Below are 22,059 nucleotides of genomic sequence, written 5' to 3' on the forward strand. Positions count from 1 at the left end.
GGTATCGGTTCAGGCGTGCTGGCCGACGCTGTCGAAGACCCTGCAGTCGAAGAAGTCCTCACCCTCGGACAGGAGATACGCCTGCGCCTCACCCACGTGGAAGTACATCCCGTGCAGCTCCAGGGTGCCCTCGGCGAGCCGCCTGGCCACCGATTCATGGGCCCGCAGGTGCTCCAGCTGCTGGACCACATTGGTCAGGCACAGCTGCTCCACCGCGTCCGCCGGGAGCCTGCCCGAGATCCGGGCCCAGGCGTGGTGGCGGCTGGCCATCCGGTCCAGGCTGGGCAGTCCGTGTTTCAGCCAGCGGCGCAGCGGGGTCATCGGGGCGCCGGGCGTGGAGGAGAGCAGGGCCTGCATGGCACCGCAGCCCGAGTGCCCGCACACCGTGATGCTGTCCACCTGCAGCACGTCCACGGCGTACTCGATGGCCGCGGCGACGGAGTCGTCGGTGGACTCCGCGCCGGGCAGCGGGACCAGATTGCCGACATTGCGGACCGTGAACAGGTCGCCCGGCCCGCTGGCCGTGATCATGCTGGTCACCAGGCGGGAGTCCGCGCAGGTGAGGAAGAGCTGGGAGGGCCGCTGCCCCTCGCGGGCCAGCCGGGCCAGCTCGTCCCGCACGTGGGGCGCGGTGTCGCGCTGGAAGGCGCCGATCCCGCTGGCCAGTTGGCCCGCGCCGCGCCGCCGGGGCGCGGCCGAGCCGTTCTGCCCGGCGGCCTCCGCCTTCGCCTCGGTGGCCGCCGCGGCTGCCTCGGCCGCGTCCGCGGCCGTGGTCGTACGGGTTCCGGTCGGGCGGTGGTCGCAGTGGTTCTGCCAGGGCGTCCAGGGGCGGCAGCACTGGTGCGCGCCGCGATGCGGCGCGCGGCGGGACCGGTCGGCGCGGTGGCTTCCGCCGTGGGGTCCGCCGTCGGACCCGTCGTCGCGCGCGGCTCCGGGCGCGGCTCCGGGCACGGTTCCGGCCACGGCTTCGGGCAGCCGCGCCGACGATCCGGCGCGGCCGGTGACCTCCAGCGAGCCCCCGTGCGCCAGGTGGGAATCCTGCCAGTCGTGCAGCGTTTCGTAGGCCGCGTGGTCCATGAACGAGCCGTCCAGCTCGACCACCGCGTGCCCGTGGTGCGGAATCTGGTTCAGCACCCGGCTCAGCCGGGGCACCGCGAGGAAGGTCAACTGCCCTCGTGCCCTGACCCGGTGGGCGCCTCCCTCCAGCTGTTCCACGGTGATGCGGGTACGGGCCAGCCGGTGCAGGGCCAGCGCGACGGCCACCGCGATACCGATGGCCACGCCCTCCAGGACCCCGCCGAGCACCACGGCGACGATGGTCGTTCCGTAGACCAGGACCTCGCGGTGCCGGGTGACGCTGCGCAGGTGCGTGATGCTGACCATCTGGATGCCGACCGCCATGACGAGGGCGGCCAGCGCGGCGAGCGGGATCAGGTCGAGGACCGGGACGAGCAGGCCGGCCGCCAGCACCACCCAGAGGCCGTGCAGCATGGTCGATCTCCGGCTGACCGCACCGGACTTGACGTTGGCCACGCTCCGGACGGCCACACCCGAGACGGGCAGTCCGCCGAGCGCCCCGGAGACGATGTTCGCCGCACCCTGCCCCCAGAGCTCACGGTTGAGGTCGGTACGCGGGGGGCGGTTGTCCGTACGCCGCTCGGAGGCGATCAGCTTGTCGGTCGCGACCGCGGAGAGCAGGGACTGCACACTGCCGACGAGGGCGATGGTCAGGACGGCGGCGAGGATGCCGAGGACCGGGCCGTCGGGCAGCTCGGGAAGGGCGTGGCTGCGCCAGGAGGGCAGGTCCACCCGGGGCAGGGCGAGCCCGGCCAGCGCGGCGGCAGCGGTGGCCACGGCCACGGCGGCCAGCGCGGCGGGGGCCTTGCGCAGGACCCGGCCGGCCCGTCCGGGCAGCCACGGCCAGGCGAGCAGGACGGCCAGGGTCAGGGCGCTGACTCCGAGTGCCGCGGGATGCAGGTCGGCCAATTGGGCTGGCAGCCCCCGGACGTTGGCCACGGCGGAGCTCTGGGGATTGCCGCCGAGCACGATGTGCAGCTGGGCGAGGGCGATCGTCACGCCGATTCCGGCGAGCAGGCCGTGCACGATGGCCGGGCTCACCATGAGGGCCGACCGCGCCGTGCGCAGGGCGGCGAGACACAGCTGGCAGAGACCGGCGAGCACGGTGATCGCGCAGGTGGTGCGCCATCCGTAACGCTGGATCAACTCGGCCGTGACCACGGTGAGTCCGGCCGCGGGCCCGCTCACCTGGAGCGGGGCACCCCCGAGCCACCCCGCGACGATCCCGCCGACCGCCGCGGCGACCAGCCCCGCCTGGAGCGGTGCGCCGGTGGCCAGGGCGATGCCGAGCGAGAGGGGCAGGGCGATCAGGAAGACGGCGATGGAGGCGGAGAGATCTGCGGGAAAGTCCTTGCGGATCTGTGGGGTGGTGCGTGAGGGGGAGGTGGCTGTCATGGGGTCCCGTCTCCTCTGGGGAGGGATGAAGCGGCGGGAGTCTCAACACTCAGTAATGGAATGGTAATGGAGAGTAAAGGTGAGCGGTGAATAATACGGGCAAATGGCCTATGAATTAGCGCTCAGGGGTGATTAAGCATTTTGTCCGGCTTGTCATACCTTCTTCGAAGTCGACCCCGTGGGACGTTGCGGCGCGGAAGTCCTGCGATGGAACTGCGAGGGAGAGGTGGGGCGGATGATCGCCGCCACGAAGAAGATCGCCGGCGGCCTGGTCGCCACGGCGCTGGTCCTGGGAGCCGCCGGGTGCAGCACCTCGGAGCCCGCCAAGTCCCCGGCTCCCGGGGCGCCGAACGCGCTGAAGGGCGCCGCCGCCCCGGAGGCTCCGGGAAGCGTCAACCGCCCCATCGGTGACGGTTCGACCGCGTACACCGGCACCCAGCCGAACGTGCAGAAGCCGCAGAAGCTCAAGCCGGGCGAAAAGCCGCCGCAGTTCGTGGTGTTCTCGTGGGACGGGGCCGGCGAGGACAGCCAGAAGCTCTTCTCGCACTTCCGCGAGGTCGGCAAGAAGTACAACGCCCGCATGACGTACTTCCTCAGCGGCGTCTACATGCTCCCGGAGGAGAAACGTTCCCTCTATACGGCGCCCCAGCACGAGCCCGGCCGTTCCGACATCGGCTTCGGCGACCTCCAGGGCATCAAGGACACCGCCACCCAGGTCCGCTCGGCCTGGCTGGAGGGCAACGAGATCGGCACGCACTTCAACGGGCACTTCTGCGGCCCCGACGGCGGCGTCGGCACCTGGTCCGTGGAGGAGTGGAAGAGCGAGATCAACCAGGCCAAGTCCTTCGTCAAGAACTGGAAGACCAACTCCGGCCTGAAGGACCAGGCGGCGCTCCCGTTCAACTACGACAAGGAACTCATCGGCGCCCGCACGCCCTGCCTCGAAGGTCAGAAGAACTTCATGCTGGCGGCGAAGGACATGGGCTTCCGCTACGACTCCAGCGGCATCAGCAAGCAGATCTGGCCCAAGAAGACGGACGGGCTCTGGGACATCCCGCTCCAGCTGGTACCCATGCCGGGGCGTGCCTTCGACACCCTGAGCATGGACTACAACTACATGGTCAACCAGTCCGGGACGACCTCGCAGGGCGACCCCTCCCAGCACGCGTACTGGGGTGACCAGATGCGCGACGGCCTGCGGGAGGCCTTCGACCGCGTCTACCAGGGCAACCGTGCGCCGCTGATCATCGGCAACCACTTCGAGTCCTGGAACGGCGGCACCTACATGCGTGCCGTCGAGGAGTCCATCAAGACCATGTGCACGCAGAAGGAGGTCCGCTGCGTCCCGTTCCGGGAGCTGGCGGACTGGCTCGACGCACAGGACCCCAAGGCCCTGGAGTGGATGCGCACCCTCGACGTCGGCGAGGCGCCGAAGGAGGGCTGGGCGAAGTTCCTGACCGCGGGGCCGCCGGCGGCGCCGGCCGCCCCCGCAGGCGTCAAGCCGGCTGCGGAGCCGGCCGGGGGGAGTGCGGACGAGGGCTGACGAGCGCCTCGGCCCCTTCGCGCAGGACGAAGCCGGGGTCGACCTGGTCCGCCAGGTCGACCCCGGTCTTGGCGTTGCCCCAGCTCTCCGCGTTCTTGAGGTGGAAGCTCACCATCTGCTCCGTGTACCGGGCCCAGTCGCGGTGTGCGTAGGAGTCGTCGGCGGCGTCCTGGAGCTCCTGCAGGGCGAACCGGTTGGAGGCCTCCAGCAGCTCGAAGGGGGCCGGCCGGCCCTTCTCCATCGCCCGCACCCAGTCGGAGTGCCCGACGGTGACCAGCAGGTCCTCGCCCACCTCGTCCTGGAGGAACTCGATGTCCTCGGGGCCCTGCACCTTGTTGCCGATGACCTTCAGCGCGACCCCGAAGTCCCGTGCGTACTCCTTGTACTGGCGGTAGACGGAGACGCCCTTGCGGGTCGGTTCGGCGACCAGGAAGGTCACGTCGAAGCGGGTGAACATGCCGGAGGCGAAGGAGTCCGAGCCGGCTGTCATATCGACGACCACGTACTCGTCGGGGCCGTCGACCAGGTGGTTGAGGCAGAGCTCGACCGCTCCGACCTTGGAGTGGTAGCAGGCCACGCCCAGGTCGGCCTCGGTGAACGGGCCGGTGGCCATGAGCCGTACGGGCTCCCCGTCGAGCAGGAGCGTGCGTGCGCAGGCCTCGTAGACCGGGTTGTCCTCGGTGACGCGCAGCAGACGCGAGCCCCGGCCGGGCGGAGTGGTCTTGATCATCGTGTCGGCGGAGGCGATGCGCGGATTGGAGCCGCGCAGGTACTCCTTGATCAGGGGCAGGTGCGCGCCGAGGGCGGGCAGCCCGGCGGCCTCTTCCTCGGTGAGCCCGAGCGCGGCGCCCAGGTGCTGGTTGATGTCGGCGTCCACCGCGACGACAGGGGCCTCATTGGCGGCGAGGTGGCGGATGAAGAGGGAGGACAGGGTCGTCTTGCCGCTGCCGCCCTTTCCTACGAAAGCGATCTTCATGTTCACAAAGCGTAGCGGGTCGATAGCGCTGTGTTGTCAAGGTGAGTGAAGAAGACCACTCCAAGGAGGGGTCGGTGCTATGGGTGCGCAGTGCGTAGGCTCCCTACTTATGAGTAGCGCTTCTGACCCGCTGGCCCCCGTGGCCGGGCTGCCTGGTGTCGCCGAGTCCGTGGATTCCGTACGCAAGGCCGTGGACCGCGTCTACGGGCACCGGGTGATGCGCCGCCGCAGCGGTGAGATCACCTCGGAGGCCGCCCTGCGCGGCGCCCGCGGGAGTGCGGCGCTGTCCGGTGCGGACTGGGCGCTGGAAGAGGTGCGCCGCCGCACCGACTTCGGGTCGGAGCCCGAAGCGCTGACGGTGGGTGCGGCGCTGCGGCTCACGGCGGAGGCAGGCCAGCTGCTGAGTATCTGGCGGCAGTCGCCGCTGCGGGTGCTGGCGCGGTTGCATCTGGTGGCGTGCGGGTCGACGGCGGACGGTGACGTGGTGGGCCGCCCCCGGCTGGCCGGCGAGCCGGTGACCGAGCCCCTGGTCGAGCTCCCGCTGCCGAGTGCCGAGGAGGTGGCAGGCCGGCTCGACGGGCTTTCCCGTCTGATCATCGCGGGCGGCTCGGCCCCGGCTCTGATCACGGCCGCGGTGGTGCACGGCGAACTGCTGGCGCTGCGTCCGTTCGCCTCGTGCAACGGGCTGGTCGCACGGGCGGCCGAGCGGATCGTCCTGATCAACAGCGGGCTGGATCCGAAGGCCATCTGCCCGGCGGAGGTCGGCCACGCCGAGCAGGGGAGCGACGCCTACCTGGCCGCTTTCGAGGGCTACGTCTCCGGGACGGCGGAGGGCATGTCCGCCTGGATCGCGCACTGCGGCCGGGCGGTCGAGCTCGGCGTCCGCGAGTCGACGGCGGTCTGCGAGGCCCTGCAGCGCGGCGCGGCCTGAGCCGGTCGTTCCGCCCGCCCGTCAGGCCGTGTGACCGGGGCTTCCGCGCCCGGACCTGGGGGCTTTCGGGCCCGGACATGGGTTGCGGCGACACCGTCTTGCTTTGGTGTCGCCGCTGGCATTCACGCCCAGTTACCAAGCGTCCTCGATAGTTGCCCATCAGGTCGGGGTCTTTGCCCGTCACCTGGTGCGGCTGGCCCGTAATCGACGGGTCGACGTCGCGTGGGTGCTCGGCGCTCATGCTTCGGTCCGTGGGCCTTACTGCGTTTTAAAGATGATCCTCTCGGATGTTCTTTGGTCTCGCGGGCCGTTGCTTTATTTGTACTCCGCTTCGGAGCCATGCGAAACCCCTCGCTCCACTTTTTACTTTCCGGGGCGACGAGGGGCGAACCGGACAGGCCTTATCCGCGCAGGTCAGGACATTCAGACAGAACGAGCCGCGGCCAGCGCATGGGCGCGGCGCCGGCTCGCGTACCAGACCAGCCCGGCCGTGGCGGCTGCCGCCCCCACGGCCGCCGCGGCGACGAGGGCGGGCCGGGCGGGCATGGACAGCCCGGGGAGACGCTGCTTCAGCCGCACGGGCCGGTTGAAGACCAGGACCGGCCATTCGCGTGCCACGGCTTCCCGCCGCAGTGCCCGGTCGGGGTTGACGGCATGCGGGTGTCCGACCGCTTCGAGCATCGGGACGTCGGTGGCCGAGTCGCTGTAGGCGTAGCAGCGGGAGAGGTCGTACCCCTCGGACTCGGCGAGCTCGCGCACCGCCTCCGCCTTGGTGGGTCCGTAGGCGTAGTACTCGATCTCGCCGGTGAAGCAGCCGTCCTCACCCACGACCATGCGGGTGGCGACGACCCGGTCCGCGCCGAGCATCTCGCCGATGGGTTCGACGACTTCCGCGCCGGAGGTGGACACGATCACCACGTCGCGGCCCGCGGTGTGGTGGGCCTCGATCAGGGACGCGGCCTCGTCGTAGATGATCGGGTCGATGAGGTCGTGCAGGGTCTCGGCGACGATCTCCCGCACCTGCTGCACGTTCCATCCCTTGCAGAGGGCGGACAGGTACTCCCGCATTCGTTCCATCTGGTCGTGGTCGGCGCCGCCGGCCAGGAAGATGAACTGCGTGTACGCGGTGCGCAACACGGCTCGCCGGTTGATCAGGCCGCCTTGGTAGAAGGACTTGCTGAACGTCAAGGTGCTCGACTTCGCAATGACCGTCTTGTCCAGGTCGAAGAAGGCTGCGGTGCGAGGCGAGGAGTGCGGCAAGGGCTGATTTTCCACGCCCCGAGCATATGCGCCCACCATTCGGCGTAAGGTGTGGCGCGTGGGTTTGCCTGAGAAGGCTCTCGGGTACACCATGGAAGTCACGGATCGTTCGCGACCGTGCTAACCCGGTCTGGCTCCTCCCCCCCCCGAGTCGGACCGTGGGGACGACCCCCGCTCTCCCCCCCGGCGGGGGTCGTCGCATGTCCGGACGCGGTTCGCGTCCCTGCCTTCGGCCCCAAGTGACCATCCTCCGGCCCCTCCTCTTGTGCGGGGCCGTCGCGGCGAAGGCCCTCACCACATCAGACTCGTGACGGTGCGTAGCGGTTCCGCCGCGCTCCGGAACTCACCTGAGAGGGTGACGGGGTTATTCACAACCGATGGGTTGTCCACAGTTATCCGACAAGATCCACTTCTTTTTCCTGATCGCTGCACGGTGATTCCAGCCGCGAAGTCCGTGGCGGAAGCATTTGCAGCGAGAAGGGGGCGGAGATCGTGGCTCGATCGAAGTCGTGTGAAACGCCGGAGTCCGTGGTCGGCGGAAGGGGGACGGGGGTCGGGGCGGGCCCGGGACCCGGATCCGTGGCCGGATCCGCACCCGGGGGCGGGCGGCCGCTCATCATCACCGAGGACCCGCTGCTGCTCGACGATCTGCTGCGGCTGTGTGCCGCGGCGGGCGCCGAGCCGCACGTGCACCACGCGGTTCCCGGGCACGGCGGGGCGGGCGGGGAGACAGGGGGCGCGGGATGGGAATCCGCACCGCTCGTGCTGGTCGGCGACGACGCCGCCCGGCGGGTGCGCGGGGCGCCGCGCAGGGCGGGCGTGTTCCTCGTCGGCCGGGACCTGGACGACCCCCATGTGTGGCAACGGGCGGTGGAGATCGGCGCCGAGGAGGTGCTGCGGCTGCCCGACGCCGAGAACCGGCTCGTCGACCGCATCGCCGACGTCGTGGAGGGGGCCGGGCGGCCCGCCCTCGCCGTGGGGGTGATCGGCGGCAGCGGCGGCGCCGGAGCCTCCACCCTCGCCTGCGCGCTCGCCCTGCGGGCCGCTCGCGCCGGGGAGCGGACCATCCTCATCGACGGCGACCCGCTCGGCGGCGGCATGGACGTCCTGCTGGGGGGTGAGAGCGCCGAAGGGCTGCGCTGGCCGGACTTCGCGGCCTCGCGCGGCCGGGTCGGCGCCGGAGCGCTGGAGGAGTCCCTGCCCGAGCTGCACGACCTCCGCGTGCTCAGCTGGGACCGCGGGGACCGGGTGGTGGTGCCGCCCTCCGCCGTCCGGTCCGTGGTGGCCGCCGCGCGCCGACGGGGCGGCGTGGTGGTGGTCGACCTCCCACGGCGCGTCGACGAGCCCGTGGCCGAGGTGCTGGCCCAGCTCGACCTGGTGCTGATGGTGGTGCCGGGCGAGTTGCGGTCGGTGGCCGCCGCCGGCCGGGTGGCGGCGGGAGTGCGGATGGTGGCCCGGGACGTGCGCGTCGTCGTACGGGGGCGCTGCCCGGGCGGCCTCGATCCGGAGTCCGTGGCAGACCTGTTGGGGGCACCGCTGGCCGGGGAGGTGCCGGTCGAGGTGGGACTGCCGGGGCGGGTCGCCGAGGGGGAACCGCCGGGGATCCAGGGAAAGAGTGCGCTGGCCCGCTTCTGCGACGGCTTCTGGCAGCGCGCCCTCGGCTCCGCCCAGGGGGTGCCGGCATGAGCGCGGTGCTCCTGGACGCGGTGCGCCGCAGGCTCGCCGAGAGCGGGGCGGAGCCGACCCCGGCGCGGGTGGCGGCGGCCCTGCGGGCGCAGGGCAGACTGCTCGGAGATGCCGAAGTGCTCGGTGTGGCGGCCGAGTTACGGTCCGAGCTCGTCGGCGCTGGCCCGCTGGAGGCGCTGCTCGCCGATCCGGGCGTCACCGATGTGCTGGTGGCCGCCCCCGACCGGGTGTGGGTGGACCGCGGCGGCGGGCTGGAGCTGACCGCGGTCACCTTCGCCGACGCCGAGGCCGTGCGCAGGCTCGCCCAGCGGCTGGCCGCCGTCGCGGGGCGGCGCCTGGACGACGCCCGGCCCTGGGTGGACGCCCGGATGCCCGACGGCACCCGGCTGCATGCCGTGCTGCCCCCGGTCTCGGTCGGCTCCGCCTGCCTCTCGCTGCGGGTGGTGCGGCCGCGGGCGTTCACGCTGGAGGAGCTCGTCGCCGCGGGGACACTGCCGCCGGGTGGGCACCGACTGCTCAGGGACATGGTCGAGGCCCGGCTGTCGTTCCTCGTCTCCGGCGGCACCGGAACGGGCAAGACAACCTTGCTCAGTGCCCTGTTGGGGCTGGTCGGCCCCGGTGAGCGGATCGTACTGGCAGAGGACTCGGCCGAGCTGCGCCCCGACCATCCGCACGTGGTGCGGCTGGAGACCCGGCCGGCCAATCAGGAGGGGGCGGGTCTGGTCACCCTGGCGGACCTGGTCCGCCAGGCGCTGCGGATGCGGCCCGACCGGCTGGTGGTGGGCGAGGTGCGGGGCGCCGAGGTGGCGGACCTGCTCGCCGCCCTGAACACCGGGCACGAGGGTGGCTGCGGAACGGTCCACGCCAATGCCGCGGCCCATGTCCCCGCCCGGCTGGAGGCGCTCGGCACGGCCGCGGGGCTCGACCGGGCTGCCCTGCACAGCCAGTTGGCCGCGGCGCTGACCCTGGTGCTCCACCTGGTCCGGGACCGGGAGGGGCGGCGCCGACTGGCCGAGGTGCACGTGCTGGAGCGGGACGCCGCCGGACTGGTGGTCACCGTACCGGCGCTGCGCTGGGACGCCCGGGGCTTCGTACGGGAGCGAGGCTGGGAACGGCTTCGCCCGCTGCTGCGGGGCGTCCGGTGAGCGCGGGGGCGTGGCTGCCGGTGCCGCTGTTCGCCGGGGTGCTGTGCGCCGGGGCGGCCGCCTGGGGGCTGGCCGGCGGCGACCGGGTGTCCCGGCGGGCCCAGGTGGTGCTCGCCGCGGGCGGTCCGGCGGCTCCGGTCGGTCCGCTGCGCAGGGAGCGGCTGCTGATCGCGGTACGGGTGCGGGCGGTGCGGTGGCGGGAGTGGCTCTGCCTCGCCGCCGGGCTGGTGGTCGCGGTGCTCGGCGGGTCGGTGATCCCGCTGCTGGCGGGGGCGGCTGCGGTGCCTCTGGTGCGCCGGTGGCTACGGGTACGGGCGCGGGAGCGGGCCCGGGCGGCGCGGGCCGCCGAAGTGGTGGCCTTGTGCGGGGCGGTGGTGGGAGAGCTCCGGGCGGGAGCGCAGCCCGGGCAGGCGCTGACGGCCGCGATGCGCAGGACGGCCGTCGGCCCCGGCGGGCCGGGTGCTGCGGAGACGGGCGTGCTGGCCGCGGCGGCCTTCGGCGGGGATGTGCCCGGGGCGTTGCGCCAGGCTGCGCGGGAGCCCGGGGCGGACGGGCTGGCCGGGATGGCGGCCTGCTGGCGGGTGTCCGTGGACGGTGGTGCGGGACTGGCCGCCGGACTGGAACGGCTGGAGGGGGCCCTGCGGGCCGAGCGGGACAGGCAGGAGTCGCTGCGGGCCCAGTTGGCGGGGGCGAGGTCGACGGTGCTGGTGCTCGCCCTGCTGCCGCTGGTGGGGCTGCTGATCGGCACCGGGCTGGGCGCGGATCCGCTCCGGGTGCTGCTGCACACGCCGATGGGGTGGGGCTGCCTGCTGGCCGGTGGGGTGCTGGAGGGGCTCGGGCTGGCGTGGTGCCGGCGGATCGTGCGAGCGGGGGAGCGGTGATGGGCGGTTTCGTCGTCCACAGGCTGGGGATCGCCGTCTGCCTGGCCGTGGTCGCGCTGTGGCTGGTGTCGGAGGTGACGGCGCGCGTCCGTACGAGGGCGGTCAGACGCAGGACCTCGGCCTTGCTGGGAGCCGTACCAGGGCTGCGCGCGCCGGTGTCCGGCTCCGCGCTGAGGGGTGTGGTGGCCGCGTGGGCCGGGCCGGCCGGGGCACTGCTGGCGGGCTGGGTGCTCGTAGGCGGGGTGACGGGTGTGGCGGTCGGCGCCCTGGCCGCGTTCGGTGTGCGGCGCCGGCGGACCAGGGTGCGACCGCCGGCCGGCGTGGATCCACGGGAGGCGGAGCGTCAGCTGCCGTTCGCCGCAGACCTGCTGGCCGCGTGTCTGGCGGCCGGGGCGGGTCCGGTGGAGGCTGCCGAGGTGGTGGGGGAGTCGCTGGGCGGCCCGGTGGGCGACCGGTTGGCCAGGGCCGGGGCGGAACTGCGGCTCGGCGGCGAACCGGGCGCCGGGTGGGGGAGGTTGGCGGAGATACCTGGTGCCCGGGCGCTCGCGGAGTGCCTGGAGCGGGCCGCGCGGACGGGGGCACCGGCGGCGGAACCGGTCTCCCGGCTCGCGTCCGGACTGCGGGAGGACCGGGCCCGCACGGCAGGTGCGAGGGCGCAGCGGGCGGCGGTTCTCGTCACGGCGCCGGTGGGGCTGTGTTTTCTCCCCGCCTTTCTCTCGATCGGGGTCGCACCGGTGGTGATCGGTATGGCCGCGGGACTTCTCTCGAACACCTGAAGTCGCAATGACCACAGGCACCAACAGCGGAAATACACAGGAGGTTGTCATGAGGATCATCTGGTTTCGTGTGCGGGCGGCGCTCAGGGGGCGCGGGGGAGACCGGGGGATGTCCACCTCGGAATACGCGATGGGCACGATCGCGGCCTGCGCATTCGCGGCCGTCCTCTACAAGGTGGTGACGAGCGAAGTCGTCGCCACGGCCCTTCAGTCGACCATCGGAAAGGCACTCGATGTGCCGTTCTGAGGGTGGGTCACGCGGCGCCCGGCGGAAATCCGACCGGGGATATGTCACGGCGGAGGCCGCCCTGGTGATTCCGGCCCTGGTGCTGTTCGCGGCGCTGCTGGTGTGGGCCCTGATGGCGGCGGCCGCGCAGATCCGGTGTGTGGACGCGGCCCGGGCCGGAGCCCGGGCGGCGGCCAGGTCGGAGCCGGTGGAGGTGGCGGAGGCGGCGGCCCGGGAGGCGGCCCCACCGGGGGCGCGGGTGGAGCTGGTGCGGGTGGGAGACCTCTGGAGGGTCCGGGTGGCGGCGCAGGCGCCCGGGCCGGACAGGCTGCCGGTACGGCTCGGCGCGCAGGCGGTGGCCCTGGCGGAGGACAGCGTGGGGCCGCCGCCGTGAGCCGGGACCGGGGTTCGGCCACGGTCTGGGCGGCACTGGTGGCGACGGTGCTGGGTGCGGTGTTCGGCGGGGTGTTGTTGCTCGGCCAGGCCGTCGTGGCCCGTCACCGGGCGGCCGCGGCCGCCGACCTGGCGGCGCTCGCGGCGGCCGTCACCTGGGCCCACGGGCCGCAGACGGCCTGTGCGGCGGCCCTGCGGGTGGCACGTGCGCAGGACGCGGCGCTCGGCGGATGCCTGCTCCGGGGCGAGGTCGCCGAGGTCACCGCCCGGGTCGCGGCCGGCCCGTTCACGGCGTCGATGCAGGCCCGGTCGGGCCCGCCCCGAGCGCCGGGCTGAGGCTCCGGGCCCGCGGCCGCGTCGGTTCGGCGGCTCGCAGCAGGCCACGCGGGGCCATGTGGGGCCATGTGGGCTGCGGGGCCGGCCGCGGTGGGGACCGTCAGCCCGCGTCGGATCCCGTCAGGCCGCGGCGGGCCCGGCGGGTCGCTTCAGGGCCCGTGCGGCCACGCGGGGCCACGGGGCCCCACCAGGCCCCGGGGGATCCCACCAGGCCTCGTGGGGTCCCGCCGGGCCCCGCAAAGCCGGGGCGGGGTCCCGTCAGGCCTCGGAGGCCTCGGAGGCCTCGGCGAGCCCCGGTGTCAGGCCTCCGGGGCTTCGGAGGCCTCGGCCGCGTCGGAGAGCGGTGCGGCCGAGGCGGCCGGGGATTCCGAGAAGGGTGTGGTGGCCGGGACGGCCGGGGATTCGGAGAGGAGGCGGGTGAGGAGTCGGACGGCGCCGCGCTTGTGCAGGGGCTCGTTGCCGTTGCCGCACTTGGGGGACTGGATGCAGGACGGGCAGCCGGCCTCGCACTCGCAGGCGGCGATCGCGTCGCGGGTCGCCGTCAGCCAGGCGCGGGCCGTGCCGAAGGCGCGCTCCGCGAAGCCGGCGCCGCCGGGGTGGCCGTCGTAGACGAAGACCGTGGGGAGGAGGGTGTCGGGATGCAGCGGCACGGAGACGCCGCCGATGTCCCAGCGGTCGCAGGTGGCGAACAGGGGGAGCATGCCGATGGAGGCGTGCTCGGCGGCGTGCAGGGCGCCGCCCAGGATCTCCGGACTGATCCGGGCCTCGTCGAGCTGCTCCTCGGTCACCGTCCACCACACGGCCCGGGTGCGCAGGGTGCGGGGCGGCAGGTCGAGCTTGGCCTCCCCCAGCACCTCGCCGGTGATCACCTTGCGGCGCAGATAGGAGACGACCTGGTTGGTGACCTCGACGGAGCCGAAGCAGAGCCGGGCCGAGCCCCAGGGGATCTCGGTCTCGGTCTCCAGGACGGAGATGGAGGTGGTGTCGCGGGCCGTGGTGGTGAAGGGCGGGTCCGCCTGCTCCACGAGGGCCGCCGAGTCCTCAAGGTCCAGGTGTTTCACGAGGTACGTGCGGCCCTGGTGGAGGTGGACGGCCCCCTCGTGGACTGCGGTGTGGGCTGCCGACTCGTCGACCGTACCCAGCAGCCGGCCGGTCGAGGCTTCCACGATCTGCACCGGGCGGCCGCCGCCGCCCCGGATGTCGGTCAGGTCCGAGGCCCGTTCCCGGCGGGTCCAGTGCCAGGCGGTCGCCCGGCGGCGCAGCAGTTTCGCCGCTTCGAGCTGAGGAAGGAGTTCCTCGGTCGCCGGGCCGAAGAGTTCCAGGTCGGCGTCGGTCAGCGGCAGCTCCGCTGCCGCCGCGCAGAGGTGCGGGGCGAGGACGTACGGGTTGTCGGGGTCCAGGACGGTGGCCTCCACCGGCCGCTGGAACAGCGCCTCCGGGTGGTGGACGAGGTAGGTGTCCAGCGGGTCGTCCCGGGCGACCAGTACGGCCAGGGCGCCCTGGCCCGAGCGCCCCGCGCGGCCCGCCTGCTGCCACAGGGAGGCCCGGGTGCCCGGGTAGCCGGTGATCAGCACGGCGTCCAGGCCGGATACGTCCACGCCCAGCTCCAGGGCCGTCGTGGCGGCCAGCCCGAGCAGCTCGCCGGAGTGCAGGGCCCGCTCCAGGGCCCGGCGCTCCTCGGGGAGGTAGCCGCCCCGGTACGCGGCGACGCGCCGGGGCAGCGAACGGTCGACGGACGCGAGCCGTTCCTGGGCGATCACGGAGATCAGCTCGGCTCCGCGCCGGGAGCGGACGAAGGCGACCGTGCGGACCCCCTGGACCACCAGGTCGGTCAGCAGGTCGGCGGTCTCGGCGGTGGCCGTACGGCGTACGGGGGCACCTTTCTCGCCGCGCAGCTCGGTCAGGAGCGGCGGCTCCCAGAGGGCGAAGACCACCTCGCCCCGCGGCGAGGCGTCGTCGGTGATCTCGGTCACCCGTACGCCGGTCAGCCGGGACGCGGCGGCCGCCGGGTCGCTCGCGGTGGCGGAGGCCAGCAGGAAGACGGGTTCCGCGCCGTAACGGGCGCAGAGCCGCCGCAGTCGCCGCAGCACCTGTGCCACATGGGAGCCGAAGACCCCGCGGTAGGTGTGGCACTCGTCGATCACGACGTAGCGCAGGGCCCGCAGGAAGGAGGACCAGCGGGGGTGGGCCGGCAGGATCCCGCGGTGCAGCATGTCGGGGTTGGTCAGGACGTAGTTCGCGTACTGCCGCACCCATTCGCGCTCCTCGACGGGCGTGTCCCCGTCGTAGACCGCGGGGCGTACGGCGTTGCCCAGCGGGGCGGCCAGTTCCCGTACGGCGCGCCGCTGGTCGGCCGCCAGGGCCTTGGTGGGGGCCAGGTACAGGGCGGTCGCGCCCCGGCCGTTCGGGGCCTCGGCGCCGTCCGCGAGGGCGGAGAGCACGGGCGCGAGGTAGGCGAGGGACTTGCCCGAGGCGGTTCCGGTGGCCACGACCACGGACGTTCCGTCGAGGGCGAGCTCGGCCGCCGCGGCCTGGTGTTCCCACGGATGGTCGATTCCGGCCGATCCGATTGCGGCTACGACGTCTGTTCGGATGCGGTCCGGCCAGACTGCATGACGACCCGCCCGAGGGGGCAAGTGCTCCGTATGGGTGATGCGCGCAGCACGGGAAGGCCCCCGTGACAGGCGGTCCAGGACCGCGTCGGGGGTGGGTCGTGGGTCCGCGGGTGCCGTGGGCCGTCCGGGACCAGATGTGTTGGCCATCGGAACCGAGTGTGTCACCGGCGTGCGGGACAATGGTCCGAAGGCGTCGTGCGCGCCTGCCGGTAAGTGATTGAATGCCATCGCGGCAGCCAATCCCTCGCCTACCTTCGGGTGAGGGGGCGTCGCTCGATAGCAAGGTGCTGGAGGATCCGTGGACCTGTCCCTGTCGACTCGCACTGTCGGCGACCGTACGGTCGTGGAGGTCGGTGGCGAGATTGATGTGTATACCGCGCCCAAGCTGCGCGAGCAGTTGGTCGAGTTGGTGAACGACGGCAGCTACCACCTGGTTGTCGACATGGAGCGGGTGGACTTCCTCGACTCCACCGGTCTTGGTGTGCTCGTGGGCGGCCTCAAGCGCGTCCGTGCGCACGAGGGCTCGCTCCGTCTGGTGTGCAACCAGGAGCGCATCCTGAAGATCTTCCGCATCACCGGTCTGACCAAGGTGTTTCCGATTCACACCACGGTGGAAGACGCCGTCAACGCCACCGACTGACGGCTCCGCGCGGCTTCCTGTGGCCTCCGGGCGGCAGGGGGCCGGCAAGGAGAGCGGGGGTACCGGGCCATGGTCGGCCCGGGCCCCTGTCAAGGCACGCCCGTAGTCCGAGGGGGATGCGCATGGCCACCGTTGAACTGCGCTTCAGCGCCCAGCCCGAACACGTCCGGACGGCCCGCCTGGTCGCGGCCGCCGTGGCGCGCCGGGTCGGCGTGGAGGAAGCCGTCCTCGACGAGGTCCGCCTCGCCGTGGGTGAGGCCTGTTCGCGTGCCGTCGGACTCCATCGGAGCAACGGACTGACCGCGCCCGTCCGGGTGGTGCTGACCGAGGACGACAAGGTGTTCTCCATCGAGGTCGGCGACGAGGTCCCCGGGCCGTCCGGCAGCGCGGCCGACGCCGTGCCCGGCATCACCGCCGTCCTGGAGTCCGAGGGCGAGACCGAGGACGAGATGGGTCTCGCGGTGATCAGCGGGCTCGTCGACGACGTCGAGGTGAGCAACGGTGAATCGGGCGGGACCATCCGGATGAGCTGGCCCGTCTCCGGGGTCTCCGAGCTTCCCTGAGACCTTCCGCCATCCGCCGGTGCTTAATCCTTCGTATCTTCGGATCTTTATCAAGGCCCTGCTGAGCAGGGCCTTTTTCATTTCTCCGGATCTTCTCTAGATCAATGATGAGGCGTCAATGCCTTTGCCCCATTACCACTTTCGAGGGTAATGGAGTGACGCGATCTATTGCTGAGGAGCGAGAGCACGCCAATTGCGTTTCCTGCGCACTGTTTTGATCGGGGCGCGCTCCCTACAATCCGTCCACATCTTGAGCTCATCACGTCAAGGAGGACGAATGACGGGGCTCTTCACCCCCATTGCGCCGGATCGCACCACGGATCTGGCAGCTGCAGTACTCACCGATGACAATCGGCTCATCGTGATCGTCATCGCGGCCGTGGCACTCGCCGCACTCGTCGTCGCGCAGATCCTGGTCCGCCAGGTCCTCGCCGCCGACGAGGGAACCGACAGCATGAAGAGGATCGCCGCAGCCGTCCAGGAAGGCGCCAACGCCTACCTCGGCCGGCAGCTGCGCACCCTCGGCATCTTCGCCGTCGTGGTCTTCTTCCTGCTCTTCCTGCTCCCCGCCGACGACTGGACGCAGCGGGGCGGGCGCTCCGCCTTCTTCCTCGTGGGCGCCATCTTCTCGGCCGCCACCGGCTACATCGGCATGCGCCTGGCGGTCCGCGCCAACGTCCGCGTCGCCGCTGCCGCACGTGAGGCCACCCCGGCCGAGGGGGAGCCCGCCAGGGACCTGACCGAGGTCTCCCACAAGGCGATGAAGATCGCCTTCCGGACGGGCGGCGTCGTCGGCATGTTCACCGTCGGCCTCGGCCTCCTGGGCGCCTCCTGCGTCGTCCTGGTCTACGCCGCCGACGCCCCCAAGGTCCTGGAGGGCTTCGGTCTCGGTGCCGCCCTGATCGCGATGTTCATGCGCGTGGGCGGCGGAATCTTCACCAAGGCCGCCGACGTCGGCGCCGACCTGGTCGGCAAGGTCGAGCAGGGCATTCCGGAGGACGACCCGCGCAATGCCGCGACCATCGCCGACAACGTGGGCGACAACGTCGGAGACTGCGCCGGAATGGCGGCCGACCTCTTCGAGTCCTACGCCGTCACCCTGGTGGCCGCGCTCATCCTCGGCAAGGCCGCCTTCGGCGACCTGGGACTCGCCTTCCCGCTGATCGTGCCCGCGATCGGCGTCATCACCGCGATGATCGGCATCTTCGCGGTCTCCCCGCGCCGCAGCGACCGCAGCGGCATGACCGCCATCAACCGCGGCTTCTTCATCTCCGCCGTGATCTCCCTGGCGCTGGTCGCGATCGCCGTCTACGCCTACCTGCCGGCCACCTACAAGGAGCTCGTCGGCGTCGAGAACCCGGCGATCACCAACCACACCGGTGACCCGCGGATCCTGGCCGTCGTCGCCGTCGCCATCGGCATCGTGCTCGCGGCCCTGATCCAGCAGCTGACCGGCTACTTCACCGAGACCAACCGGCGCCCCGTCCGGGACATCGGCAAGTCCTCCCTGACGGGAGCCGCCACCGTCGTCCTCGCCGGGATCTCGGTGGGCCTGGAGTCCGCCGTCTACACGGCGCTGCTCATCGGCCTCGGCGTCTACGGCGCGTTCCTGCTCGGCGGTACGTCGATCCTGCTCGCGCTCTTCGCGGTGGCCCTGGCCGGCACCGGCCTGCTCACCACCGTCGGCGTCATCGTCGCCATGGACACCTTCGGGCCCGTCTCCGACAACGCCCAGGGCATCGCCGAGATGTCCGGCGACGTCGAGGGCGCCGGTGCGCAGGTCCTGACCGACCTGGACGCCGTGGGCAACACCACGAAGGCCATCACCAAGGGCATCGCCATCGCCACGGCCGTGCTCGCCGCGGCGGCGCTCTTCGGCTCGTACAACGACGCGATCGCCGCCGCGGTCAAGGAAGTCGGTGCCAAGGCCGGGGAGCTGAACCTCAGCCTGGACATCGCACAGCCCAACAACCTCGTCGGGCTGATCCTGGGCGCGGCCGTGGTGTTCCTGTTCTCCGGCCTCGCCATCAACGCCGTCTCCCGCTCCGCGGGAGCCGTCGTCTACGAGGTGCGCCGCCAGTTCCGCGAGCACCCCGGGATCATGGACTACAGCGAGAAGCCCGAGTACGGGCGCGTCGTGGACATCTGCACCAAGGACGCGCTGCGCGAGCTCGCCACGCCCGGCCTGCTCGCCGTGCTCACCCCGATCGCCGTGGGCTTCTCCCTCGGCGTGGGCGCGCTCGGCTCCTTCCTCGCCGGCGCCATCGGCACGGGCACCCTGATGGCGGTCTTCCTCGCCAACTCCGGCGGCGCGTGGGACAACGCGAAGAAGCTCGTGGAGGACGGTCACCACGGCGGCAAGGGCAGTGAGGCCCACGAGGCGGTCGTCATCGGCGACACGGTCGGCGACCCGTTCAAGGACACCGCGGGTCCCGCGATCAACCCGCTGCTCAAGGTCATGAACCTGGTCGCGCTGCTGATCGCCCCCGCGGTCGTGCAGTTCAGCTACGGCGGGGACAGCAGCCCGCTCGTGCGGGCCGTCGTGGCCGTCCTCGCGATCGGGGTCATCATCGGCGCGGTCTACATCTCCAAGCGCCGTGGCATCGCCGTCGGCGACGAGACCGACGGCGGAGCCGCCGAGCGGGTGGCCCAGTCGGCCGACCCGGCGACGGTCTCCTGACCTGCAGACCTCCCCCGCGGCACGGGCGGGGCCGGGCAGGGCCGGCCGGTACGCCCGAAAGGCGGATGGGCGGCGCGGACTCACGCGCCGTCTGTCCGCCTTTGTGCGTCCCCGGAGGCCGGACGTGTATCTTCCGGGCCGAGAGCCTTCGAAGGGACCAATCCGGTGAACAAGAAGATTGCGGCCGCGTTGTCGGGCGGTGCGGCACTGATGCTCGTCCTGTCCGGATGCGGCGGGGACGAGACCGACCAGAAGGCCGGCTCCTGGGCCAAGAAGGTCTGCGACCAGTGGCAGCCCCAGATCGAGAAGATCGAAGCCGCCAACGTCGAGATCAAGCGGGTGGCCTCGGAAAGCAGCAAGCCCGACGAGGTCCAGAAGACCGACTCGGCGGCCTTCGCGACCATGACCGAGTCGTACAAGGCGATGGCCGACGCCCTGCGGTCGGCGGGCGTTCCGCCGGTCAAGAACGGCGCCGCGACCCAGGAGGCGGCGGCCAAGGGCTTCGAGACGACCTCCACGGGCTACGCCGACCTGAAGGCGAAGACCGACGCCCTCGACCCCCAGGACAAGGCGAAGTTCGCCGACGGCCTCAAGGAGGTCGCGGGCGGGCTCAAGGACGTGACGAAGGGCGGTCAGGACGCGCTCGCCCAGCTCAAGGCGGGTGGCCTCGGCACGGCGATCAACGGGCAGAAGGGTTGCCAGGTGACGACGGCACCGGCGGCCTCCTAGCAGCACGGCCGGCCCGCTCGGGCCGTGTTCCGTGCGCACACGCCCTGGGGCGGCCGGGGGCCCGGAAGGGGCCGCGGCCGCCCTTTCGCGGCTGCGGGCCCGGTGTGATCGGCAGGACGCGTCCCAGCGGACACAATGGACGCGTGAGTACCACCAGCCTCCCCAAGCCCGACCGCGCCCCCGAGCTCCGCGCCGCCCTGCTCGCCGCCGGTTTCACCGCCGACGGGCTGCTCGACCTGCTCGGCGCCCCCGCCTACGCCGCGCTGGCCCGCAGCGAGACCGTCCCTGCCCTGCGCGCCACCCGTGGCCCGGGCGACGGAGCGCTCGCGAGCCTGGTCCGGCTGTTCCTGCTCCAGCAGCCGGAGCCGTACGAGCACGCCGCGCGGGCGCTGCCCGTCGATGCCGCGCTGGCCGACGGCTGGCTGCGGCTGGAGGAGGTCGCCGACGGCGAGGACAGGGTGCACGCCACTGTCGACGTGCGCCCGTACGGAGGCCCGGACGGCGAGGACTGGTTCATCGTCTCCGACCTCGGCTGCTCCGTCGGCGGGGCCGGCGGGATCGGCAGCCGCGAGGAGGGCGTGGTCCTCGGCGTCGGCGGCGCCTCCACCACCCTGGCCGGGATCACCGTCCGCACCCCGGTCGGCTCCGCACTCGACGTCGGCACCGGATCCGGAATCCAGGCGCTGCACGCGTCCCGGCACGCCATCAGGGTCACCGCCACCGACGTCAACCCCAGGGCCCTGGAATTCACCCGTCTGACGCTGGCCCTGTCGGGGGCCCCGGAAGCGGAGCTGCTCACGGGGTCGCTCTTCGAGCCGGTCGGCGAGGCCACGTACGACCTCATCGTGTCGAACCCGCCGTTCGTGATCTCCCCCGGCGCCCGGCTGACGTACCGGGACGGGGGTATGGGCGGCGACGACCTGTGCCGGACCCTGGTGCAGGAGGCCGGCGCGCGGCTCAACCCGGGCGGGTACGCGCAGTTCCTCGGCAACTGGCAGCACGTGGACGGCGAGGACTGGCGTGACCGGCTGCGCTCCTGGGTGCCGCGCGGCTGTGACGCCTGGATCGTGCAGCGTGACGTGCAGGACGTGACGCAGTACGCGGAGCTGTGGCTGCGCGACGCGGGCGACCACCGGACCGACCCGGCCGAGTACGCGCGGCGGTACGAGGACTGGCTGGACGAGTTCGAGGCCCGCGGGACCAAGTCCGTCGGTTTCGGCTGGATCACCTTGCGCCGGACGGACGCGGCCGAGCCCTCGATCGTGGTCGAGGAGTGGCCCCACACGGTGGAGCAGCCGCTCGGTGAGGCCGTCCTGGCCCACTTCGCGCGCCAGGACTACCTGCGGCAGCACGACGACGCGGCCCTGCTGGAGGCCTATTTCGCACTGGCCGAGGAAGTGGTCCAGGAGCAGGTCGGCGCGCCCGGCGCGGAGGATCCGGAACACGTCGTGCTCCGGCAGAACCGCGGAATGCGGCGCGCCACGAAGGTCGACACGGTCGGCGCCGGCTTCGCCGGAGTGTGTGACGGCTCACTGACCGCGGGCCGGATCCTGGACGCGATCGCCCAGCTGGTCCAGGAAGACCCGGTCGTGCTGCGGGACCGCACTCCTGAGGCCATCCGGCTGCTGGTCGAGCAGGGCTTCCTGGACCCCGTGACGGGTCCCGCGCGGTAGTCGACCCCGTGATGTAACCCGGGGTTCGCCCGCCGTACCCACAGGGCTGGCAGGCTCCTGGGCAGCGGGATCCGGGGGGATCCCGAGAGTGGTCCGGGGGTAAGGGGGAGCGGCGCGGAAGACGGTCCGGCGATCTTCGCGAAGGCCGTGTTCCCGCTGCTCGGGGCCGCTCTGCAAGCCTGACGGGGGCGTGCGTCCACCACCACCGTGCGCCGGTGGCGCCGGGCGTGCGCCCCCTCGTGGCCGTGTCGCCGGACGGGCTCGCCGGCAGGGCGTCGACCGCCCTCGGGCCGGGTCGCCCCGCGCGGCTCCGGCACCGGGTTCCAGGGGCCCGGGAGGCCCGGGACGCGGCCCCGGATCCGGCCCCGAAAGCCGAGGTCGGAGCAGGCGGGGGAGCGGCTGAGAGGGCGCGGCCAGACGGCCCCGCGGCCACCCAGCCCGGTGATCGGGAACGCCCCGGCGCGGCATCCGGGCGGCAGAAACGGCACTTGTCGGGTTACCGTTCGAGTGGCCGTTGCGGGCTTGTGCCGTTTG

General features: G+C 72.5%; 18 protein-coding genes. 14 read left to right on the forward strand and 4 right to left on the reverse strand.

Annotation, left to right across the window (positions count from 1 at the left end; translation table 11 throughout):
- Positions 1 to 9: 9 nt before the first annotated feature.
- Positions 10 to 2,472, reverse strand: a complete 2,463-nt coding sequence (locus DEJ51_RS18235) for a SulP family inorganic anion transporter (protein ID WP_150258544.1) — start codon at positions 2,470 to 2,472, stop codon at positions 10 to 12.
- Positions 2,473 to 2,707: 235 nt separating this feature from the next.
- On the opposite strand from DEJ51_RS18235, the gene DEJ51_RS18240 reads away from it, so the two are divergent.
- Positions 2,708 to 4,015 carry a hypothetical protein gene (locus tag DEJ51_RS18240; protein ID WP_150258545.1) on the forward strand — a complete coding sequence of 436 codons (1,308 nt, stop codon included), beginning with the start codon at positions 2,708 to 2,710 and terminating at the stop codon, positions 4,013 to 4,015.
- Here DEJ51_RS18240 and DEJ51_RS18245 read toward each other — a convergent pair.
- The gene (locus DEJ51_RS18245) at positions 3,969 to 4,991 is read right to left on the reverse strand and encodes an ATP-binding protein (RefSeq protein ID WP_150258546.1); all 1,023 of its coding nucleotides are present in this window, start codon (positions 4,989 to 4,991) and stop codon (positions 3,969 to 3,971) included. The two genes, DEJ51_RS18240 and DEJ51_RS18245, sit on opposite strands and share 47 nt — an antisense overlap.
- 109 nt (positions 4,992 to 5,100) lie before the next feature.
- On the opposite strand from DEJ51_RS18245, the gene DEJ51_RS18250 reads away from it, so the two are divergent.
- Positions 5,101 to 5,922, forward strand: coding sequence for an oxidoreductase (locus tag DEJ51_RS18250; protein WP_150258547.1), 822 nt, complete (start codon positions 5,101 to 5,103; stop codon positions 5,920 to 5,922).
- 423 nt (positions 5,923 to 6,345) lie between these two features.
- Here the strand turns inward: DEJ51_RS18250 and DEJ51_RS18255 are convergent, their stop codons facing one another.
- Positions 6,346 to 7,221 carry an HAD family hydrolase gene (locus DEJ51_RS18255; RefSeq protein ID WP_150258548.1) on the reverse strand — a complete coding sequence of 292 codons (876 nt, stop codon included), beginning with the start codon at positions 7,219 to 7,221 and terminating at the stop codon, positions 6,346 to 6,348.
- Positions 7,222 to 7,761: 540 nt separating this feature from the next.
- Between DEJ51_RS18255 and ssd the strand changes: the two genes are divergently transcribed.
- From ssd to DEJ51_RS18290, 7 genes are all read left to right on the forward strand, one after another.
- Positions 7,762 to 8,868, forward strand: a complete 1,107-nt coding sequence (ssd, locus tag DEJ51_RS18260; protein WP_150258549.1) for a septum site-determining protein Ssd — start codon at positions 7,762 to 7,764, stop codon at positions 8,866 to 8,868.
- The gene (locus tag DEJ51_RS18265) at positions 8,865 to 10,013 is read left to right on the forward strand and encodes a TadA family conjugal transfer-associated ATPase (protein WP_150258550.1); all 1,149 of its coding nucleotides are present in this window, start codon (positions 8,865 to 8,867) and stop codon (positions 10,011 to 10,013) included. The genes ssd and DEJ51_RS18265 overlap by 4 nt, the downstream gene beginning before the upstream one ends.
- Positions 10,010 to 10,894, forward strand: coding sequence for a type II secretion system F family protein (locus DEJ51_RS18270; protein ID WP_223835862.1), 885 nt, complete (start codon positions 10,010 to 10,012; stop codon positions 10,892 to 10,894). Before DEJ51_RS18265 ends, DEJ51_RS18270 begins: the two co-directional genes overlap by 4 nt.
- Positions 10,894 to 11,670 carry a type II secretion system F family protein gene (locus DEJ51_RS18275; protein WP_150258551.1) on the forward strand — a complete coding sequence of 259 codons (777 nt, stop codon included), beginning with the start codon at positions 10,894 to 10,896 and terminating at the stop codon, positions 11,668 to 11,670. Before DEJ51_RS18270 ends, DEJ51_RS18275 begins: the two co-directional genes overlap by 1 nt.
- Positions 11,671 to 11,779: 109 nt before the next feature.
- Positions 11,780 to 11,917, forward strand: coding sequence for a DUF4244 domain-containing protein (locus DEJ51_RS18280; RefSeq protein ID WP_309136814.1), 138 nt, complete (start codon positions 11,780 to 11,782; stop codon positions 11,915 to 11,917).
- Complete coding sequence (locus DEJ51_RS18285) at positions 11,904 to 12,290, forward strand: TadE family type IV pilus minor pilin (protein WP_150258553.1); 387 nt, start codon at positions 11,904 to 11,906, stop codon at positions 12,288 to 12,290. The genes DEJ51_RS18280 and DEJ51_RS18285 overlap by 14 nt, the downstream gene beginning before the upstream one ends.
- Positions 12,287 to 12,625, forward strand: a complete 339-nt coding sequence (locus DEJ51_RS18290) for an Rv3654c family TadE-like protein (RefSeq protein WP_150258554.1) — start codon at positions 12,287 to 12,289, stop codon at positions 12,623 to 12,625. Before DEJ51_RS18285 ends, DEJ51_RS18290 begins: the two co-directional genes overlap by 4 nt.
- 299 nt (positions 12,626 to 12,924) lie before the next feature.
- On the opposite strand, the gene DEJ51_RS18295 is transcribed toward DEJ51_RS18290, so the two are convergent.
- Positions 12,925 to 15,468, reverse strand: a complete 2,544-nt coding sequence (locus tag DEJ51_RS18295; RefSeq protein WP_223835864.1) for a DEAD/DEAH box helicase — start codon at positions 15,466 to 15,468, stop codon at positions 12,925 to 12,927.
- Between the two features lie 70 nt (positions 15,469 to 15,538).
- Here DEJ51_RS18295 and bldG point away from each other — a divergent pair, with 70 nt between their 5' ends.
- From bldG to DEJ51_RS18320, 5 genes are all read left to right on the forward strand, one after another.
- Positions 15,539 to 15,880: an anti-sigma factor antagonist BldG gene (gene bldG, locus DEJ51_RS18300; protein ID WP_008743037.1), complete on the forward strand. Its 342-nt coding sequence runs from the start codon at positions 15,539 to 15,541 to the stop codon at positions 15,878 to 15,880.
- Between the two features lie 122 nt (positions 15,881 to 16,002).
- A complete protein-coding gene (locus DEJ51_RS18305; RefSeq protein ID WP_150258555.1) occupies positions 16,003 to 16,443 on the forward strand; it encodes an ATP-binding protein in 441 nt (146 codons plus the stop codon).
- Between the two features lie 277 nt (positions 16,444 to 16,720).
- The gene (locus DEJ51_RS18310; protein WP_150258556.1) at positions 16,721 to 19,123 is read left to right on the forward strand and encodes a sodium-translocating pyrophosphatase; all 2,403 of its coding nucleotides are present in this window, start codon (positions 16,721 to 16,723) and stop codon (positions 19,121 to 19,123) included.
- Positions 19,124 to 19,288: 165 nt separating this feature from the next.
- Positions 19,289 to 19,852, forward strand: a complete 564-nt coding sequence (locus DEJ51_RS18315; RefSeq protein ID WP_150258557.1) for a small secreted protein — start codon at positions 19,289 to 19,291, stop codon at positions 19,850 to 19,852.
- 143 nt (positions 19,853 to 19,995) lie between these two features.
- Positions 19,996 to 21,525 carry a methyltransferase gene (locus tag DEJ51_RS18320; protein WP_150258558.1) on the forward strand — a complete coding sequence of 510 codons (1,530 nt, stop codon included), beginning with the start codon at positions 19,996 to 19,998 and terminating at the stop codon, positions 21,523 to 21,525.
- The last annotated feature ends 534 nt before the right edge of the window (positions 21,526 to 22,059 follow it).

This window comes from Streptomyces venezuelae (assembly GCF_008642275.1).
Lineage (GTDB): Bacteria > Actinomycetota > Actinomycetes > Streptomycetales > Streptomycetaceae > Streptomyces > Streptomyces venezuelae_E.

Coding starts and splice junctions, on each gene's coding strand:
- DEJ51_RS18235 (WP_150258544.1), bottom strand. CDS start 2,472: ATGACAGCCACCTCCCCCTCACGCACCACCCCACAGATCCGCAAGGAC.
- DEJ51_RS18240 (WP_150258545.1), top strand. CDS start 2,708: ATGATCGCCGCCACGAAGAAGATCGCCGGCGGCCTGGTCGCCACGGCG.
- DEJ51_RS18245 (WP_150258546.1), bottom strand. CDS start 4,991: ATGAAGATCGCTTTCGTAGGAAAGGGCGGCAGCGGCAAGACGACCCTG.
- DEJ51_RS18250 (WP_150258547.1), top strand. CDS start 5,101: ATGAGTAGCGCTTCTGACCCGCTGGCCCCCGTGGCCGGGCTGCCTGGT.
- DEJ51_RS18255 (WP_150258548.1), bottom strand. CDS start 7,221: ATGGTGGGCGCATATGCTCGGGGCGTGGAAAATCAGCCCTTGCCGCAC.
- DEJ51_RS18265 (WP_150258550.1), top strand. CDS start 8,865: ATGAGCGCGGTGCTCCTGGACGCGGTGCGCCGCAGGCTCGCCGAGAGC.
- DEJ51_RS18275 (WP_150258551.1), top strand. CDS start 10,894: ATGGGCGGTTTCGTCGTCCACAGGCTGGGGATCGCCGTCTGCCTGGCC.
- DEJ51_RS18280 (WP_309136814.1), top strand. CDS start 11,780: ATGTCCACCTCGGAATACGCGATGGGCACGATCGCGGCCTGCGCATTC.
- DEJ51_RS18285 (WP_150258553.1), top strand. CDS start 11,904: ATGTGCCGTTCTGAGGGTGGGTCACGCGGCGCCCGGCGGAAATCCGAC.
- DEJ51_RS18295 (WP_223835864.1), bottom strand. CDS start 15,468: ATGGCATTCAATCACTTACCGGCAGGCGCGCACGACGCCTTCGGACCA.
- DEJ51_RS18305 (WP_150258555.1), top strand. CDS start 16,003: ATGGCCACCGTTGAACTGCGCTTCAGCGCCCAGCCCGAACACGTCCGG.
- DEJ51_RS18310 (WP_150258556.1), top strand. CDS start 16,721: ATGACGGGGCTCTTCACCCCCATTGCGCCGGATCGCACCACGGATCTG.